Origin of the sequence: uncultured Tateyamaria sp., assembly GCF_947503415.1 — a bacterium.
GTDB lineage: Bacteria > Pseudomonadota > Alphaproteobacteria > Rhodobacterales > Rhodobacteraceae > Tateyamaria.
In genome coordinates, this window is the sequence record NZ_CANNDS010000002.1 from 335,422 (window position 1) to 351,982 (window position 16,561).

15 protein-coding genes are annotated in these 16,561 nt (G+C 60.1%); 8 read left to right on the plus strand and 7 right to left on the minus strand.

Annotated features, from left to right (window positions below):
• The first annotated feature begins 25 nt into the window (after window positions 1-25).
• The 4 genes from trpC (at window position 26) to lexA (ending at window position 3,252) form a co-directional block, all read left to right on the plus strand.
• The gene (trpC, locus tag Q1A32_RS12810) at window positions 26-841 is read left to right on the plus strand and encodes an indole-3-glycerol phosphate synthase TrpC (protein WP_299653746.1); all 816 of its coding nucleotides are present in this window, start codon (window positions 26-28) and stop codon (window positions 839-841) included.
• On the plus strand, window positions 842-1,315 hold the full coding sequence (gene moaC / locus Q1A32_RS12815; RefSeq protein ID WP_299653749.1) for a cyclic pyranopterin monophosphate synthase MoaC: 474 nt from the start codon (window positions 842-844) through the stop codon (window positions 1,313-1,315).
• Window positions 1,312-2,487: a gephyrin-like molybdotransferase Glp gene (gene glp, locus Q1A32_RS12820; RefSeq protein ID WP_299653752.1), complete on the plus strand. Its 1,176-nt coding sequence runs from the start codon at window positions 1,312-1,314 to the stop codon at window positions 2,485-2,487. The genes moaC and glp overlap by 4 nt, the downstream gene beginning before the upstream one ends.
• A gap of 66 nt (window positions 2,488-2,553) precedes the next feature.
• The gene (gene lexA / locus Q1A32_RS12825; RefSeq protein WP_299612286.1) at window positions 2,554-3,252 is read left to right on the plus strand and encodes a transcriptional repressor LexA; all 699 of its coding nucleotides are present in this window, start codon (window positions 2,554-2,556) and stop codon (window positions 3,250-3,252) included.
• A gap of 83 nt (window positions 3,253-3,335) precedes the next feature.
• Here lexA and Q1A32_RS12830 read toward each other — a convergent pair whose 3' ends face one another.
• Complete coding sequence (locus tag Q1A32_RS12830) at window positions 3,336-5,420, minus strand: ComEC/Rec2 family competence protein (RefSeq protein WP_299653755.1); 2,085 nt, start codon at window positions 5,418-5,420, stop codon at window positions 3,336-3,338.
• An 80-nt stretch (window positions 5,421-5,500) separates the two neighbouring features.
• On the opposite strand from Q1A32_RS12830, the gene gltX reads away from it, so the two are divergent.
• From gltX to Q1A32_RS12850, 4 genes are all read left to right on the plus strand, one after another.
• The gene (gene gltX / locus Q1A32_RS12835; protein ID WP_299653758.1) at window positions 5,501-6,913 is read left to right on the plus strand and encodes a glutamate--tRNA ligase; all 1,413 of its coding nucleotides are present in this window, start codon (window positions 5,501-5,503) and stop codon (window positions 6,911-6,913) included.
• Window positions 6,914-7,019: 106 nt separating this feature from the next.
• Complete coding sequence (gene gltA / locus Q1A32_RS12840; protein ID WP_299612280.1) at window positions 7,020-8,315, plus strand: citrate synthase; 1,296 nt, start codon at window positions 7,020-7,022, stop codon at window positions 8,313-8,315.
• Between the two features lie 160 nt (window positions 8,316-8,475).
• Entirely contained in the window at window positions 8,476-9,252 is a 777-nt protein-coding gene (locus tag Q1A32_RS12845; protein ID WP_299653761.1) for a calcium-binding protein, read from the plus strand.
• A 444-nt stretch (window positions 9,253-9,696) separates the two neighbouring features.
• Window positions 9,697-11,418, plus strand: coding sequence for a calcium-binding protein (locus Q1A32_RS12850; RefSeq protein WP_299653764.1), 1,722 nt, complete (start codon window positions 9,697-9,699; stop codon window positions 11,416-11,418).
• A gap of 20 nt (window positions 11,419-11,438) precedes the next feature.
• Here Q1A32_RS12850 and Q1A32_RS12855 read toward each other — a convergent pair whose 3' ends face one another.
• The 6 genes from Q1A32_RS12855 to ccmE all read right to left on the minus strand — a co-directional run bounded on the left by Q1A32_RS12855 (window position 11,439) and on the right by ccmE (window position 16,558).
• On the minus strand, window positions 11,439-12,215 hold the full coding sequence (locus Q1A32_RS12855) for an enoyl-CoA hydratase-related protein (protein ID WP_299653767.1): 777 nt from the start codon (window positions 12,213-12,215) through the stop codon (window positions 11,439-11,441).
• Window positions 12,216-12,284: 69 nt separating this feature from the next.
• Window positions 12,285-12,740: a cytochrome c-type biogenesis protein gene (locus tag Q1A32_RS12860; RefSeq protein ID WP_299653770.1), complete on the minus strand. Its 456-nt coding sequence runs from the start codon at window positions 12,738-12,740 to the stop codon at window positions 12,285-12,287.
• Window positions 12,737-14,701, minus strand: coding sequence for a heme lyase CcmF/NrfE family subunit (locus tag Q1A32_RS12865; RefSeq protein WP_299653773.1), 1,965 nt, complete (start codon window positions 14,699-14,701; stop codon window positions 12,737-12,739). Before Q1A32_RS12865 ends, Q1A32_RS12860 begins: the two co-directional genes overlap by 4 nt.
• A gap of 165 nt (window positions 14,702-14,866) precedes the next feature.
• Window positions 14,867-15,439 carry a holin family protein gene (locus Q1A32_RS12870; RefSeq protein ID WP_299612270.1) on the minus strand — a complete coding sequence of 191 codons (573 nt, stop codon included), beginning with the start codon at window positions 15,437-15,439 and terminating at the stop codon, window positions 14,867-14,869.
• Window positions 15,430-16,041: a holin-associated N-acetylmuramidase gene (locus Q1A32_RS12875; protein ID WP_299653776.1), complete on the minus strand. Its 612-nt coding sequence runs from the start codon at window positions 16,039-16,041 to the stop codon at window positions 15,430-15,432. Before Q1A32_RS12875 ends, Q1A32_RS12870 begins: the two co-directional genes overlap by 10 nt.
• A 73-nt stretch (window positions 16,042-16,114) precedes the next feature.
• Window positions 16,115-16,558: a cytochrome c maturation protein CcmE gene (ccmE, locus tag Q1A32_RS12880; RefSeq protein WP_299612267.1), complete on the minus strand. Its 444-nt coding sequence runs from the start codon at window positions 16,556-16,558 to the stop codon at window positions 16,115-16,117.
• Window positions 16,559-16,561 lie beyond the last annotated feature (3 nt).

Below are 16,561 nucleotides of genomic sequence, written 5' to 3' on the forward strand. Positions count from 1 at the left end.
CTGCCACCAGACAAAAGGGCAGCCGATGACCGACACGATCCTCGACAAGATCAAAGCCTACAAGCTGGAAGAAGTGGCCGCCGACAAGGCCGCCAAGCCGCTCGAAGCGGTGGAGGCCGAGGCACGCGAAGCGCCCCCCGTCCGCCCCTTTGCCCAAGCGCTGCAAATGGCAAGCCGGGAGGCCTACGGCCTGATTGCAGAGATCAAGAAGGCCAGCCCGTCCAAGGGACTGATCCGCGACGACTTCGATCCCGCAACACTCGCCAAAGCCTATGAAGCGGGTGGTGCCACTTGTCTGTCGGTCCTCACCGATACCCCAAGTTTCCAAGGGGCCAAGGATTTCCTGACCCAAGCCCGTGACGCCTGTGCCCTGCCCGCGCTGCGCAAGGATTTCATGTATGACACCTATCAGGTGGCCGAGGCCCGCGCGCTTGGCGCCGACTGCATTCTGATCATCCTGGCATCGGTCAGCGACGCCCAGGCGCAAGAGCTGGAAGAGGCCGCAATTGACTGGGGCATGGACGTGTTGCTCGAAGTGCATGACGCCGAAGAGCTGGCGCGCGCGTCGAACCTGAAGAGCCCGCTTATGGGCATCAACAATCGCAATCTCAAAACCTTTGACGTGACGCTCGACACCACCCGCACCCTGTCCAAGCAGGTGCCGGCGGACCGGACCATCGTGGCGGAAAGCGGTCTCAACACCCCTGCCGATCTGGCCGATCTGGCCATGTATGGGGCGCGGACCTTCCTGATCGGGGAAAGCCTGATGCGGCAGGATGATGTTGCCGCTGCCACACGGGCGCTGCTGTCCAATCCCTTGAATGCTGGCGGAGGCATGTAGATGAGCCTGTCCCATTTCGACGATCAGGGCGCGGCCCATATGGTGGATGTGTCCGACAAGGATGTTACGGACCGCATCGCCGTTGCTGAAACTTGGGTGAAGATGAAACCCGAAACCTTTGATATCATTATCGAAGGGCGCGCCAAGAAGGGCGATGTCATCGGTGTTGCCCGTCTTGCGGGGATCATGGGCGCCAAGCGCACGGCTGACCTGATACCGCTGTGCCACCCGCTGCCCATCACAAAGGTTTCGGTTGATCTGGAACCCGATGCCGACCTGCCGGGTCTGCGCATTACCGCCACCGTCAAGACCACCGGCCAGACCGGTGTGGAGATGGAGGCGCTGACGGCAGCCTCGACCGCCGCGCTGACCGTCTATGACATGGCTAAAGCGGTCGACAAGGGCATGGAAATCGGCGGCCTGCGCGTTGTGCTGAAAGATGGTGGCAAATCAGGGCGTTACGAAGCGACATGATCACGGTTACCCAAGCCCTTGATCACTTGTTTGCCCTGGCAGATGAGATGCCGGTTGACCACGTACCGTTGCTTGAAGCGGATGGCCGGATTTTGGCTGGTGCCGTCACATCGCGGCGCACGCAGCCCCCGTTTGCTGCATCGTCGATGGACGGATACGCCCTCAAGGGGGTTGAGGCGGACCAGCACGCGCAATTCAAGGTGATTGGCGAGGCTGCTGCCGGGCACGGATGGGCTGGCACTGTCGGTGCAGGTCAGGCCGTGCGCATCTTTACCGGTGCGCCTGTGCCCGATGGGGCGGACAAGGTGGTCATTCAGGAAGACGTCACCCGGACCGGCGATCTGATCACGATCAGTGATGATCCGGGGCCAAAGGACAACATTCGCCCCGCAGGTATCGATTTCGCCGAAGGTGATACACTGGATGCGCCCCGCGTTCTGGCCCCGGCAGACATCGCCCTTCTGGCGTCGATGAATATCGACGTTGTGCCCGTGCGCCGGGCCCCCGTTGCCGCCCTGATTGCCACGGGCGATGAATTGGTCATGCCCGGTGAGACACCCGGCCCCGATCAGATCATCGCATCGAATACCTTTGGTCTTGCCGCGATGTTGAAGCGGCTGGGTGCGGTGCCCCGCGTCCTGCCGATTGCGCGGGACACGGCGCAATCGCTTGCAACCGTCTTTTCGCTGGCGCGTGGCGCAGATCTGGTTGTCACCATCGGTGGCGCGTCGGTGGGGGATCATGATCTTGTCGGCCATGTCGCGGCTGAACTCGGCATGGATCAAAGTTTCTACAAGGTGGCGATGCGGCCCGGCAAACCGCTGATGGCCGGGCGCTTGAACGGCATCCCCATGGTTGGCCTGCCCGGCAATCCGGTGTCAGCCATGGTCTGCGGCACGGTGTTTTTGACCCCGATGATCCGCGCGATGCAAGGGTTGGGTCAAGCGCCTGTCCCAAGAGTACAGTTGCCTTTGTCTGCGCCCCTCGGTCCGAACGGGCCACGCGAGCACTATATGCGCGGGCTGGTGTCCAACGGGGCTGTGCAGGATGCGGGATTGCAGGACAGTTCGTTGCTGAGTGTTCTGGCCAATGCCAACGCCCTGATCGTTCGGCCACCCAGCGATCCGGCACGCGCCGCGGGCGATGTGGTCGATGTCGTTCATTTGACCTGACCTGTTGACACAAAAGGGGAACGTCCATAGAACAAACCCAAACCAACCGGGCTTGGAGGACGGACGTTGTTGACCAAAAAGCAGCTTGATCTGCTCGAATTCATTCACAAACGGGTGCAGCGCGATGGTGTGCCGCCCAGTTTCGACGAGATGAAAGAGGCGCTGGATCTGCGCTCCAAATCTGGCATCCATCGTCTGATCACAGCGCTGGAGGAACGGGGGTTCATCCGCCGTCTTGCCCACCGCGCCCGCGCAATTGAAGTGGTCCGGCTGCCCGAAAGCCTTGGCGGTGCGCCAAGCGGGTTCCAACCCAAAGTGATTGATGGCGACAAACCTGACGTGCCTCCCCCGGCTTCGGCACGGCCCGTAGACGCAGCACATGCTGTCGAATTGCCCGTGATGGGCCGGATCGCGGCTGGTGTTCCGATCTCGGCGATTTCCGAAGTGTCCCATTCGGTTGCCGTGCCGGGGCAGATGCTTGCGGGTCAGGGCGAACACTATGCGCTTGAGGTCAAAGGCGACTCGATGATGGATGCGGGCATCAATGACGGAGACGTCGTGGTGATCCGCGAAACGTCGTCGGCGGACAACGGTGACATCGTCGTGGCCTTGGTTGAGGATCACGAGGCGACGCTGAAACGATATATGCGCAAGGGCGACACCATTGCGTTGGAAGCGGCCAACCCCGCCTATGAAACGCGTGTGTTCCCTGTTGGTCAGGTCAAGGTGCAGGGCCGGCTGGTCGGGTTGATCCGCACGTATTGAGACGGCATAGGCGCATGACACGTGCGCCTTACGATTGTGTTTCGCATCGTAGAGATGTGGTTGGGCGGACCGAGCGGTCCGCCTTACCTGTTTTGCGCCAGTGTCTGAACCACTGTTCCATCCAGCGACAAGTCCGGGAGGGCCGATTTGGTCCAGCCCGACCACATCCGGTCGCCGGCCACCTCGCGCGCCGTCAGCAGTTGCAACGTGTCGCCCTGCCCGACCAGCGCGATGGCCCCTGTGCGCCTTAGAACAGGCGGTGTGAGTACGAGGCACGGCAACTCCGCCGCCCCTTGCAGGTCGGTGTTGGCGACAACGATGTCCCCCTTCACACAGCCTGTGAACGCAGCCGCAGCGCGCTTGCCGCTCAGGTGCACAATACGCGGCCCCGGGCCATCGGTATCCCATCGCCGCGCCGCCGTTTCCTGATCAATGCCCTCGCCGTCATTCTCAAGCCAGTTGCGGGCAACAAAGCCTGCCCCCTTGGGACGGCTGAGCGCGCGCCCCTCCTCCGTCATGCGCCCGACAAGACTGCCTGTGTCTGCCACCAGCACCTGTGGACGCGCACCGCCCTGCCAAAGCGCCAAGGCGATCCCAACCGCGGCCAGCCCGGCAAAGCGCGCACGTCCCTGCCACAGGATCACAAAGAGCATGCCCATCGCCATCAAGGGCAGCACCACGGCACTTGGACCTGCGACATAGCCCTGTGCCCCATCCAGACCCGACACCGTATCAGCCACCCAGAGGATCCAACGCAGTCCTAAACCCATGAGCCACAGGCCGATCAGATCGAGGCCAACAGCGGCCAGCGCCAAAGCCAATACAGCCGCGGGAATGACCAGCGCGCCCATCAAGGGGACGCTTGCCAGGTTCGCGATCAATCCGTAATGCGCCATCGTGTTGAAATGCGCGGCTCCGATGGGCGCTGTTGCCAAACCGGCGACGGCAGATGAAATGACCACGCCCAAAACGGGTTGCAACCACTTGGGACCGAGTGTCCATTCCAAGTCCCTGATCCAGCCGAACACGGCAACAAGCGCTGTCGTCGCCGCAAATGACATTTGAAAGCCGGGGCCCATCAGTGCTTCGGGTCGCAATGTCAAAACGATGATGGCAGCCATGGCGACGGCGCGCAGGCTGATGGCGCGGCGACCGACCAATACGGCGCACAGTGCCACGGCCACCATGACAAAGGCGCGTTCGGTTGCGACGTTGCCACCCGACAACGCCAAATAGACGGACGCCGCAATCAACGCGCCCACAGCGGCCATCTTGCGCGCGGGCCAGTACAGCGCAACATACGGAATGATGGCAAAGAGCAGCCGCAAGACGCCAAAGACAAAGCCCGACAGCAGCCCCATGTGCAGCCCGGAAATCGCAAGCAGGTGCGCCGTGTTCGATGCGCGCAAGTCATTCAACGCGTCCTGACTGATCCCGCTGCGGTCGCCCGTGGTGACAGCGGCGGCAAACCCGCCCACATCTCCGGGCAAGGCTTGTCGCACATGGGCAGAGACCGACATGCGGATGTGAAACACTGTCTGACGCAGGTCAAATTCCGCCATGCTGATCGCGACAAGTGGCACGCGCGTATACCCGACCGCGCCCAGTTCCGCGAACCAGGCGTGGCGTTGAAAATCGAAGCCACCGGGCTCGACCGGCCCGCCGGGCGGACCCAGATGGGCCGTGGTCATCACCCGCAGACCGGGCTCGGGCGCAACTCCCAAAGCACTGTCGCCGTGCAGTGATATGCGCACCCGTGTCGGAGTTTCATGAGGGGACACCCGATCCAGTTTCACGTGATCCAAAGTCAGGCGCACCGCATCCGATGCGCTGCGGTCCATGCCCACGATGCGCCCCTCAACCGGGCCGTAATAGCGCCAATCGAGCACTGGGCCGGCCACCGAATGCGCGCGCCATCCTGCCAGTACGAAGCCGAGGGCGATCATTACCAGAAAAACCATTGGAGGGGATAGAACCTCTCCCGCGCGTCTGGCCAGAAAGAAGACAACCAGCCCCGCAACGCCCATCGCGACAAATGTGCCGAAAGACGGCTCAAATCGCAGGCCAAAGAACAGGGCAATGCCACAGGCCATCCCAACGGGACACCAGCCGAACAAATGCCCGCGTTGGATCAGCATCGCGTGGCGAAATCCCAGGCCATGCCCCATGCTTGCCCCTTGTGCCCATGGTGAGTATCAGGAGCGCAAACCGTAGAACCTTCTTGGTTAAACAAAGGTAAACACACCCCATGTCCCAGTCCGCCGATCAACAGGTTGTCACCCGTTTCGCCCCTTCGCCCACGGGGTTCCTGCATATCGGCGGAGCGCGCACTGCGCTGTTCAACTGGCTGTATGCGCGGGGCCGTGGCGGCAAATTCCTGCTGCGGATCGAAGACACAGATCGCGCCCGTTCGACGCCCGAAGCGACCCAAGCGATCCTTGATGGGATGGCGTGGCTTGGCCTTGATCACGATGGCGATGTGATCAGCCAGTTCGACGGCGCGAAACGGCATGCCGAGGTCGCGCACCAGCTTTTGGCTGAGGGCAAAGCCTACAAATGCTTCGCGACCCAAGACGAAATCGCAGCGTTTCGCGAGTCTGCGCGGGCCGAAGGCAAATCGACGCTCTTCCGTTCGCCGTGGCGTGACGCGGAGCCTGACACCCATCCAGAGGCGCCATTCGTTGTGCGGATCAAGGCACCGCAGGAGGGCAACACGGTGATCCGTGACCAGGTGCAGGGCGACGTGACCATTCGCAATGACCAGTTGGATGACATGGTCCTTTTGCGGGCCGATGGCACGCCGGTCTACATGCTGGCCGTGGTGGTGGATGACCACGATATGGGTGTGACCCATGTGATCCGGGGCGATGATCACCTGAACAACGCCGCGCGGCAAATGATGATCTATGACGCGATGGGCTGGGACGTGCCCGTCTGGGCGCATATCCCACTGATCCACGGACCGGATGGCAAGAAGCTGTCAAAGCGGCACGGCGCGCTTGGGGCGCAAGAGTATCAGGTGATGGGCTATCCGGCGGCGGGCATGCGCAATTATCTGGCACGGCTGGGCTGGAGCCACGGAGACGACGAGTTCTTTACGGATGCACAGGCCAAAGAGTGGTTTGACCTGAATGGTATCGGCAAAAGCCCTGCGCGGTTCGATGTCAAAAAGCTCGAAAACCTGAGCGGGCAGCACATCGCGCAGGCTGATGACGCTGCATTGCAGCACGAAATTGAAAGATATCTGGAAGCCGCTGGCTTAGAACCGCTGAAACAATCGAGGAAAGAGGGGCTGATGGCCGCACTGCCCTTTGTCAAGGAGCGGGCTAAAACACTTCCAGAACTTCTTGAAAAAGCGCATTTTATTTTGACGGAGCGGCCTGTAACACAAGACGAGAAATCCTCAAAAGCGCTTGATACTGTATCCCGTAGTATACTGTCGCAATTGACGCCGCAGCTGCGAACCGTTACTTGGAGCCGTGACAGTTTAGAGGCGGTCCTGAACGATTTCGCTGCGGCGCAGGACACGAAATTTGGCAAGCTGGCAGGCCCGCTGCGGGCCGCCCTTGCAGGCCGAGCCGTAACGCCTTCGGTCTTTGATATGATGCTGGTGCTTGGGCGCGAAGAAACCCTTGCCAGACTTGAGGATGCTGCCGCCTGACGAGGTTCATCAACCGTTCAGGGTGCGCAGTCTAACGATGGGTTGGCGGATGTACCGCCGATCCCAAGGCGGGTCCGCCCGCCCTGCGACGAAAGGAACGACCCTGATGGCCGATGCCCCCAAATCCGCAACCCTGACAATTGGTGACGACAGCTTTGACCTGCCGATCCACTCGCCCACCGCGGGCCCTGATGTTCTGGATATCCGTAAACTCTATGGTCAGGCGGGTGTGTTCACCTACGACCCGGGCTTTACCTCGACCGCCAGCTGCGACAGCACCATCACCTTTATCGACGGTGGCGAGGGCGTGCTGCTGCACCGTGGCTATCCCATCGACCAACTGGCTGAAAAGTCCCACTATCTCGAGGTTTGCTATCTGCTGCTTTATGGTGAGCTGCCGTCAGCCAAGCAGTTGGAAGAGTTCGAAAGCCTCGTGACCAACCACACCATGCTGCACGAACAGATGCAGTATTTCTATCGCGGGTTCCGCCGTGACGCGCACCCGATGGCCATCATGACCGGCGTTGTTGGTGCAATGTCCGCCTTCTACCACGACAGCACCGATATCCATGATGCGCACCAGCGCGAGGTTGCCTCGATCCGCCTGATCGCCAAAATGCCGACCATCGCGGCCTGGGCCTACAAGTTCTCAATTGGCCAGCCCTTCGTCTATCCGCGAAACGATCTGGACTATGCGTCGAACTTCCTGCGCATGTGCTTTGCCGTCCCGGCCGAGGATTACGAGGTCAACCCGATCCTGTCCCGTGCCATGGACCGCATCTTTACCCTGCATGCGGACCACGAACAGAATGCGTCGACCTCGACCGTACGTCTGGCGTCGTCCTCGGGTGCCAACCCGTTCGCCTGTATTGCGGCCGGTATTGCGTGCCTGTGGGGGCCTGCACATGGTGGTGCGAACCAAGCGTGTCTTGAGATGCTCAAGGAGATCGGCAGCGTTGACCGTATCCCCGAGTTCATCGCGCGCGCCAAGGACAAGAACGATCCGTTCCGCCTGATGGGCTTTGGCCACCGCGTCTACAAAAACTTCGACCCGCGCGCGACGGTGATGAAGCAGTCCGCCGACGAAGTGCTGGAACTGCTGGGTGTGGACAACAATCCGGTTCTGGCGGTTGCCAAGGAACTGGAACAGGCCGCTCTGGCCGATCCGTATTTCGCCGAGAAGAAGCTGTTCCCGAATGTGGACTTCTATTCCGGCGTCATCCTCGAAGCGATGGGCTTCCCCACGTCGATGTTCACCCCGATCTTTGCGCTGTCGCGCACCGTGGGCTGGATCTCGCAGTGGAAGGAAATGATTGCCGATCCGCAGAACAAGATCGGGCGTCCGCGCCAGCTTTATCTGGGTGAGACATCACGCGATTACGTCGATATCGAAAAACGCTGAATTGAATAAGCGCCCCGAATAACACCGGGGCGCTTTTTGTTTAATTGCAGCTTTCGATCAACTTTGTCCCCATTTGGGAAACAACGCCTGTGTGACGCTTGACAGCGTCAGCAAATACCATTTTTCTGCCCAGAGGTATTAGATCTGGGGGTTGGTACAAATGGGTTTTGGAATAGCGATTTTGGCGCTACTTGGAATTGGCATCGCTGTGACCCTGGCAGACGATGATGACAGCAGCAGTTCAGATGACGACGTCGTTGAAGGAACAGATGACCCGGAAACATTCGAAACTGGCAGTGGTGATGACGAGGTTTTTGCCGATGGCGGAAACGATCTGATCAGCACCGGCGACGGCGATGACCGCGCTTTCGGCCAAGGTGACGACGACCTGATATTCGGCGGCGAAGGCAACGACTTCATCCGCGGGAGCGGAGGTGACGATGGTCTGTTCGGAGACGGAGGCAACGACACTCTGTTCGGGGACTCCGGTGATGACTTGCTGATCGGGGCTGATGTCTTCGACAGCGAAGGCCTGTTCGAAGTTGTCGACCGCACCGGCTTTTTGCCCGGAGATGATGCGCCATTTTTCCAACCAGATGCCGAGACAGATGAGGCAGATACGCTCAATGGCGGCGTCGGCGATGACGTCATTTTCGCGGGCAGCAATGACGTTGTAAACACCGGAACAGGTTTCGACGACGTTGTGCTTGGCGATTGGGTCAATCCGGATGAGCCGGTTCAGATTGCAGATTTCGACCCCGCGCGCGACGCCATTGTCTATCTGTTCGAAGGTGAGGCGGAACCCGACGTTCAGTTCGGCGAAGAGGATGGCATGGCGACATTGGAAGTGGACGGAGAAAGCGTTGCGGTGTTCAGCAATGCGGATGCCTTTGACCTCGCTGCCGAATCCGCCATCATTCTCAGCAGACTGAGTTGACCACCCATGGGCGCCCGGGTTTTTCAGGGCGTCTAATACGGTCAATCGGTCAAGTAGATTGGCGGGCCCGCGCGATGCGATGCTGATCGCCCGTAGGCGGCACCTCAGTCTTTTTTCAATTCACTGGTCGGTCGAGCATTAAGCCTTTTTGCGTCTTGGGCGGAAACCGCGCGCAAGCGCACTCAGTAAATCGTTTCGGTCAAATCGAATCAAATTATTGATCAGAGGTCATTCCCGCAATTCGCACTTCTGCGCCCCACATCGATCGCGCGAGAGGCCAACATCTACGATTGCCCTTCTCTTCCGACGCTATTGTTTATGTTCGAGAAACAATGCCAACCAATGCCCGGATTGTGAGCCGCGAAGGTTGCATTTTTGAGCCGAGCGTTGACATCGCGTGCCCCATTTCCGAACACTCTGAAAAGTCGATAAAAGGTTGGACCGGTGCTGTTTCTACTCTCTCTCTTCCCTGCCATGATGATCGGGCCGCTCGCGGACGAAGATGAACAAAATTCGAGCGAGGAAGACGACCAGGTTCTGATTGGCACAACCGGGCCAGACTCCATCACAGGCAATGAAGGTGACGATGACATTATCGGCCTGCTGGGCGACGACACCCTGTCCGGCGAAGCGGGCGATGATGTTCTGCAGGGTTTGAACGGCAACGACTGGTTGATCGGTGGCGAAGGCAACGACGCCATGCAGGGACGCGGCGACAACGACACGCTGCAGGGGTTTTCCGGCGACGATTGGGTGGATGGCAACGACGGCACCGACCTCGTGCGAGCCGGCGGCGGCGATGACGTGGCCATCGGCGGTCTGGGAGAAGACACCGTGGACGGTCGCAGCGGCGACGACGTTGTGATTGGTGGTGAATTGAATGCGGACCCGCTGACAAATGCCGAATTGGGCGTCCTGCGCGATGGCGGAACGCTGGACGACATCTTTACCGAAGAAACCAACCCTATCGCGGACATCCGGGACGACGGCGCGGCGGACCAGCTTTTTGGCAGCGGTGGGTCGGACCTGCTGATCATGGGTGCAGGTGACGTGGCCGAAGGGGGGCGCGAACTGGACGATTTTGCCGTGATCGCCCATGCGGCAGAGGGTGACCTTGGTCCCGCCACGATCACCGACTTCAACAACCCCGAAGGCGAAACCATTGCGCTTTACTTCCGCGCCGATGAAACCGTGGACGAAGACGCGATCACCGTGACAGATGACGGCGAAGATGCGCTGGTCAGCTACGAGGGTGAGGTGCTGGCCCGGGTGACGGGGGCTGCAGGCACACTGACGGCTGACGACATAGGCATCCTGCAACCCGAAGACGCCTCTGCAACACCGACCATCGAAGGCACCGAGGACGCAGACGGACTGACAGGCACGAGTGTCGCGGATGTCATTGACGGGTTTGAAGGCGACGACACCGTTGAGGGCGGCGCAGGTTTCGACACGATCAACGGTGGCGACGGATCGGACATCATTCAGGGCCAGGCTGGCGATGACCGGATCAACGGCAATGCAGATGACGATTTCCTGCAGGGTCGTGGAGGTGACGACAGCCTGTCAGGGAACGCAGGTGCGGACTGGGTGAACGGCAACGATGGCAACGACTCCGTGCGCGGCGGAACCTCTGCCGATACCGTGATGGGAGGGCAAGGCGAAGATACGGTTGTGGGCGGCGAAGGGGCCGACCTCCTGGTTGGCGGCGACCTGAGCCGCGGCGCATTTTCCACAAATGCTCTTGAGCGCCTGCAAGCCGGCGAGAGGCTATTCAGCGTTGCAGGTGACGTACCGGGCGACCGTCTGTTCATACCCCAAGACGACTTTGAGGCCGACGTGATTGATGGGGGAAACCGGGATGATCAGATCATTTTTGGTACGGCAGACACGGTCACGGGCGGCGCCGATAATGACACATTCTTTGCACTGGGCAGCGCTGTCATAGCAGAAACCGGTCCCGGCGTAGTAACAGACTACACGCCCGGCGAAGATGCTTTGGTCATAATGACCCCGTTCGCGCCCGTGATAAACATCGTTGAAGACGGCGGGGACGCTCTTGTCCAAATGAATGGAACGACTGTCGTGCGCATTGAGGGCGGCGCTGGCAGAATTGAAGCGAGCGACGTTTTGTTATCGCGTGGGCTGGACCTAACAACGAGGTGACCTGCAGCCGGGCGCTGGTCTCACCGCCCTTCAAAGCTCGGCTTACGCTTTTCTACAAACGCCAGCACGCCTTCGCGGAAATCCCGGCTTTGACCACAATCGCCCTGCTCTGACGCCTCTGACGCCATCTGCGCTTCCAGATCATTGGCCCAACTGCCCCGGATCACACGTTTGGCGGCGGCAAAGGCCTTGGTCGGGCCGTTCGACAGATGGGCGACGCGGGCTTTCCAATGCTCCTCGAACGCCTCATCCGCAACGGCTTCCCAGATCATGCCCCAGTCATCAGCCTGACGGGCCGTAATCTTTTCCGCAAAAAGCGCGGCTCCCATTGCCTTGGCCATACCCATCGTGCGGGGCAGCACATAGGTGCCACCTGCATCGGGGATCAGCCCGATGCGCGTAAAGGCCTGCAAGAAATACGCGCTTTCGGACGCAATGACCACGTCACAAGCGAGCGCAAGGTTGGCCCCTGCCCCGGCAGCCGCACCGTTGACCACAGCCACAGTTGGCACCGGGCAATCAACAATCGCATTCAGCATGGGAGTGTATTCGTCGCGCAACGTGCGTTCCAGATCGAGGTTGGACGCATTGGCCCGGTCCCCAAGATCCTGGCCCGAGCAAAATGCGCGCCCGGCCCCGGTCAACACCACGACGCGCGCTTCTTTGCCAGCGTGTGTCATGGCCACTTCGATCTCTGCCCGCATCTGCGTGGTCAGCGCGTTCATCCGGTCAGGCCGGTTCAGCGTGATGATCGCCGCACCATCTTGCAGCTCATATGTCAGGGTGTCGTATTTCATGGCCGGTGTCCCTTCAGATTCCGATCCTCAATATCAAACCGATCAGTTTAGAAAAGCCCCGACGGCCCGTCACTCGTCCATAATCTCGCGAAGACGTCGCGTCTCGTCCTCACTCAGACCGGTATCGGTGATTGCAGGAGCACGGCTGCGACCGCGCAGGTAGCCAAAGCCAATGCCCGCTGCCAGCAGGAACATCAGCGGCCCCGCAGCCCAAAGCAACCAGTTCGACCCGGATGTGCGGGGGGTCATCAGGACAAACTCGCCATAACGTTCTACGAAGAAATCCGTGATCTGACCGTTGGTCTGTCCTGATGCCACCTGCTCGCGGATCACCCGGCGCGCATCCACGGCCCATTGCGCGTTCGAGGACGCCACCGATTCCGATTGACACACGACACAACGCAGCGCGTGATCCAGCTCCCGCGCCTGCGCTTCCAGATTTGGATCATCAAGCATCTCAGCCGGATCAAGAGCCAGCGCCGCCGTGCTCAGTGCCAGCCAGAACAGAACCCCAAGACGTATCATTCTGCAGGCACCGCTGCTTGTTGCGCCTTGCGCGCGCCAGAGGCGACGCGGAACCGCCGGTCACTCAACGAGAGCAACCCGCCCAAGGACATCAGCGCACAGCCAATCCAGATCCAATTGGTCAAAGGCTTGATATAGGTCCGAACAGCCCAGCCACCGCCCTGCTGCGCATCCCCGATCACGACATAAACGTCCCGCGCCAGATCATAATCGATCCCGGCTTCGGTCGTGGGCATCTGTGCTACGGGGTATATGCGTTTCTCGGGGCGCAGTTGCGCAATTTCCTTGCCGTCTTGGGACAGAGTGATGAACGCCATCGTCGACAGGTAATTCGGTCCCTCGACATCCTGCACCTCATCCAGTGTCAGATCATAGCCACCGACTGTGAACTGCTCTCCGATCTGTGCGACGCGGATGTCTTCGGACTGCCAAGCCGTCAGACCGGCAACCCCGAACATCGTCACACCAAGGCCCGCATGCGCGACCGTCTTGCCCCAATCTGCCCGAGGCAAGCGCCACAACCGCGAGAAGTTGAAGGATTGACCCGTGCGCGATGCCAGATCGACCATCGCCCCCATAACCAGCCACGCACCAAGAAATGCACCCAGCGGTCCTGTCAGACTGCGCCCGGTGTTCATGGCCCAAGCCAGTCCGCCAAAGGCAAGAGCAAGCACAAAAACGTAGCGCAACGGCTTCATCGCCCGCCCCATTTGTCCACGCTTCCAAGGGATCATTGCCCCAACGGGCAGGATCAATCCCAACACAACCATGAACGGCGTGAAGGCCATATTGAAAAACGGCGGCCCCACGCTGAGTTTGCGGTCAAAGAACATCTCGGCCACCAGCGGCCACATCGTGCCCACGAAGACCACAAAGCAACTGACAGCCAGCAACACGTTATTGGCAATCAGCGCGCTTTCACGGCTGACCATGCCAAATACGCCCCGCGCTTCCATGACACCAGCACGCAAGGCAAACAGGATCAGTGCCCCGCCCATGAAAAAGCCCATGATCATCAGGATGAACACACCGCGCTCGGGATCATTGGCAAAGGCGTGGACGGACGTCAGCAGGCCGGAACGCACGATAAACGTGCCAATCAGAGAAAACCCAAAGGCAAGGATCGCGAGCAGGATGGTCCACGATTTCAGGCTCTCGCGCTTCTCGACCACGATGGCCGAATGCAGAAGCGCCGCTGCCAACAGCCACGGCATGAAAGAGGCGTTCTCGACCGGATCCCAGAACCAGAAACCGCCCCAACCAAGCTCATAATACGCCCACCAGGATCCCAGTGCGATGCCGATGGTCAGGAACACCCAAGCGGCCAAAGTCCACGGGCGCACCCAGCGGCCCCAAGCCGCATCGACACGGCCCTCGATCAACGCGGCAACCGCAAATGAAAACGCCATGCTCAAGCCAACATAGCCCAGATACAAAAATGGCGGGTGAAACGCCAAGCCCGGGTCCTGCAACAGCGGGTTCAGGTCCTGCCCATCAAAGGGCGGCACGGCCAAGCGCAGGAACGGGTTGGAGGTGAACAGAATAAACGCCAGAAAGGCCACGCCAATTGCGCCCTGCACTGCCAGTACCCGCGCACGCAGTGTCGGCGGCAGGTTGTCTCCGAACCACGCGGCCGTCGCTCCGAACAGAGCCACAATAAGCACCCAAAGCAGCATCGACCCTTCGTGGTTCCCCCACGTTCCTGATATCTTGTACAGCATCGGCTTGGCCGAATGGCTGTTCAAAACCACCAGACGCAGCGAGAAATCAGATACGACAAAAGCCCACATCAGGGCGGCGAAGGAAAACGCAATCAGCAGGAATTGGGCAGACGCTGCAGGTTCGGCAACGGCCATCCATCGTGCGTCGCGGCGCCACGCGCCGATCATCGGCACGACGGCCTGAACAATGGCAATCAAGAAGGCGAGGACGAGGGCAAAGTGGCCGAGCTCTGTAATCATACCCCGGTTATATGACGGCACGCCTCTGCCGCCAATGCCCCTGCCGTTTATGTCGCATCACGACATCGCCATCGCCTCTCTTCTTCTGACCAAAAGTACCACGGGGGAGCCACAGGCGGAGGCAGAGCCCCGTGATCATGGTGTCGCCTACAGGCGTCCTTGGGATTACGCCGCGCGACGCCACTCATCCAGCGCCGCATTCTCCCCCTGGGCCAGTGACGCAACCGTCAGTGTCGCATCCCCATCCGTGGCCGCCGCACCAATCCCGTCATGACGCATTTTTCGCAAGGCCGAGACATTCTCGATCACTTGCGGCACATGAGACATGGTTTGAACAATCTCACGCTGAAACTGCTGCGCCTTCACTTGATGGCGCGCCCCGAAATAGAACGAAACGATCACGCCCAGCAGCCACCACAGTGGCTCCGGCACCAGTGCAATACCCTGCATCCGCTCCGCGAACCACAGTGGCGACACCATGGCAGAAACGAATAACCCCAAAGTACCAAGAGCCAAAGCAGGGCGCGGCAGACGGTTGACCCCGTCCATCAAGCGATCAAAGACTCCTTGCCTGGGCACCACAAACTCTGCGCCAAATTCCTTCATCGCCTGAACTTGAACCTCGTGCGCACGGACAGACCCCGCCTCGGCATTCTCGCGGAACACCTCCACCGTATCCTTGACGACATTGCGGTCGCCGCCAAACAGCAACCCGAACAACCCGTTGATCATCCCCATGATGCAACCCTTTCACGAAACTGCACATCCGTCAGATGAAACCGCGGCGCGATGAACTCCTCGGCCCGCTTGATCCAACCGCCTTTGCCGCCGGCCCTGCTCCGTGCATATTTTCGGCTGGCCGGACGATTGTCGGCGATACGGAAGTAATAATTGCGCCGCGCAATCCCGTAGGCGTCCACCAGATGATCCGGCGCCGCATTGTAAGCGTCCCGAGCCGCACCAATGGATTGCGGACCCAAAGCCCCATCGACAATCACTTCATGGCCCATCGAATTCAGTAACCGCTGGAGGATTTTGACCGCATTGCCGCCCGCGTTGACATACATGTCGAAGACACTCGCATGAAGCGGCGCGGGCAACTCCGCGATGCGCGGACCTTCAAAGTAGTGGGTCACGAAAATCTCAACCGCTTGCGCGCGGTTCAACCGCCGAACATCACGCACATCAACGTCGCCGTCGCGATCCAGGTCCAGACCAAGCCGCTGCATGGTATGAATGGTCACGCCAAAATTCGTGGCCCCTCCCGGATCATCCGGGTCGTTCACAAAGCCACCTTCGCGGCCCACGATTTCTTCCGCAATATCTTGGACAGTCTGCATCGGCACACCCTTTCCCTCGGAGGTGCGGGAAAGATGCGGTGATGTGGTTAACGCGCTTTAACCTGACCGTACGCTAGCCGTTGGGATCTTTGTAAACGCCCTGTTCCTTCAGGGCATCCACCACCTCGGACGGCATGTAGGTTTCATCATGTTTGGCAAGAATTTCAGACGCTTCAAAGACACCGTTGATGTACTGCCCAGTGCCGACCATACCCTGGTTTTCTTCAAACAGGTCCGGCAAAACACCGGTGAACACCACCGGCACCGTCGCGCCACCATCCGTCACTTCAAAGCGAATCGACTTGCCCTGGCCTCGGACGAGAGAGCCTTCCGCGACCAATCCACCAATGCGAAACACTTCCGCCGGTCCGGGAGGCTCCGCCACGATCTGGCTTGGCGCGCGGAAAAAATTGATACCATCGCGCATCGCATAGCCAATCAGCACGGTCGACAGGGTCAAGGCCACCGCCGCAAGGGCGATGACCTGAATGCGACGCTGCTTTTTCAGGCTCTTCATCTC

Excerpts from the sequence above, each read along its gene's own strand:
- Q1A32_RS12870 (WP_299612270.1), bottom strand. The coding sequence starts at position 15,439 with ATGGGGATGATCAACGGGTTGTTCGGGTTGCTGTTTGGCGGCGACCGC.
- glp (WP_299653752.1), top strand. The coding sequence starts at position 1,312 with ATGATCACGGTTACCCAAGCCCTTGATCACTTGTTTGCCCTGGCAGAT.
- gltX (WP_299653758.1), top strand. The coding sequence starts at position 5,501 with ATGTCCCAGTCCGCCGATCAACAGGTTGTCACCCGTTTCGCCCCTTCG.
- gltA (WP_299612280.1), top strand. The coding sequence starts at position 7,020 with ATGGCCGATGCCCCCAAATCCGCAACCCTGACAATTGGTGACGACAGC.
- moaC (WP_299653749.1), top strand. The coding sequence starts at position 842 with ATGAGCCTGTCCCATTTCGACGATCAGGGCGCGGCCCATATGGTGGAT.
- Q1A32_RS12860 (WP_299653770.1), bottom strand. The coding sequence starts at position 12,740 with ATGATACGTCTTGGGGTTCTGTTCTGGCTGGCACTGAGCACGGCGGCG.
- Q1A32_RS12855 (WP_299653767.1), bottom strand. The coding sequence starts at position 12,215 with ATGAAATACGACACCCTGACATATGAGCTGCAAGATGGTGCGGCGATC.
- ccmE (WP_299612267.1), bottom strand. The coding sequence starts at position 16,558 with ATGAAGAGCCTGAAAAAGCAGCGTCGCATTCAGGTCATCGCCCTTGCG.
- trpC (WP_299653746.1), top strand. The coding sequence starts at position 26 with ATGACCGACACGATCCTCGACAAGATCAAAGCCTACAAGCTGGAAGAA.
- Q1A32_RS12875 (WP_299653776.1), bottom strand. The coding sequence starts at position 16,041 with ATGCAGACTGTCCAAGATATTGCGGAAGAAATCGTGGGCCGCGAAGGT.
- Q1A32_RS12865 (WP_299653773.1), bottom strand. The coding sequence starts at position 14,701 with ATGATTACAGAGCTCGGCCACTTTGCCCTCGTCCTCGCCTTCTTGATT.
- Q1A32_RS12845 (WP_299653761.1), top strand. The coding sequence starts at position 8,476 with ATGGGTTTTGGAATAGCGATTTTGGCGCTACTTGGAATTGGCATCGCT.
- Q1A32_RS12830 (WP_299653755.1), bottom strand. The coding sequence starts at position 5,420 with ATGGGGCATGGCCTGGGATTTCGCCACGCGATGCTGATCCAACGCGGG.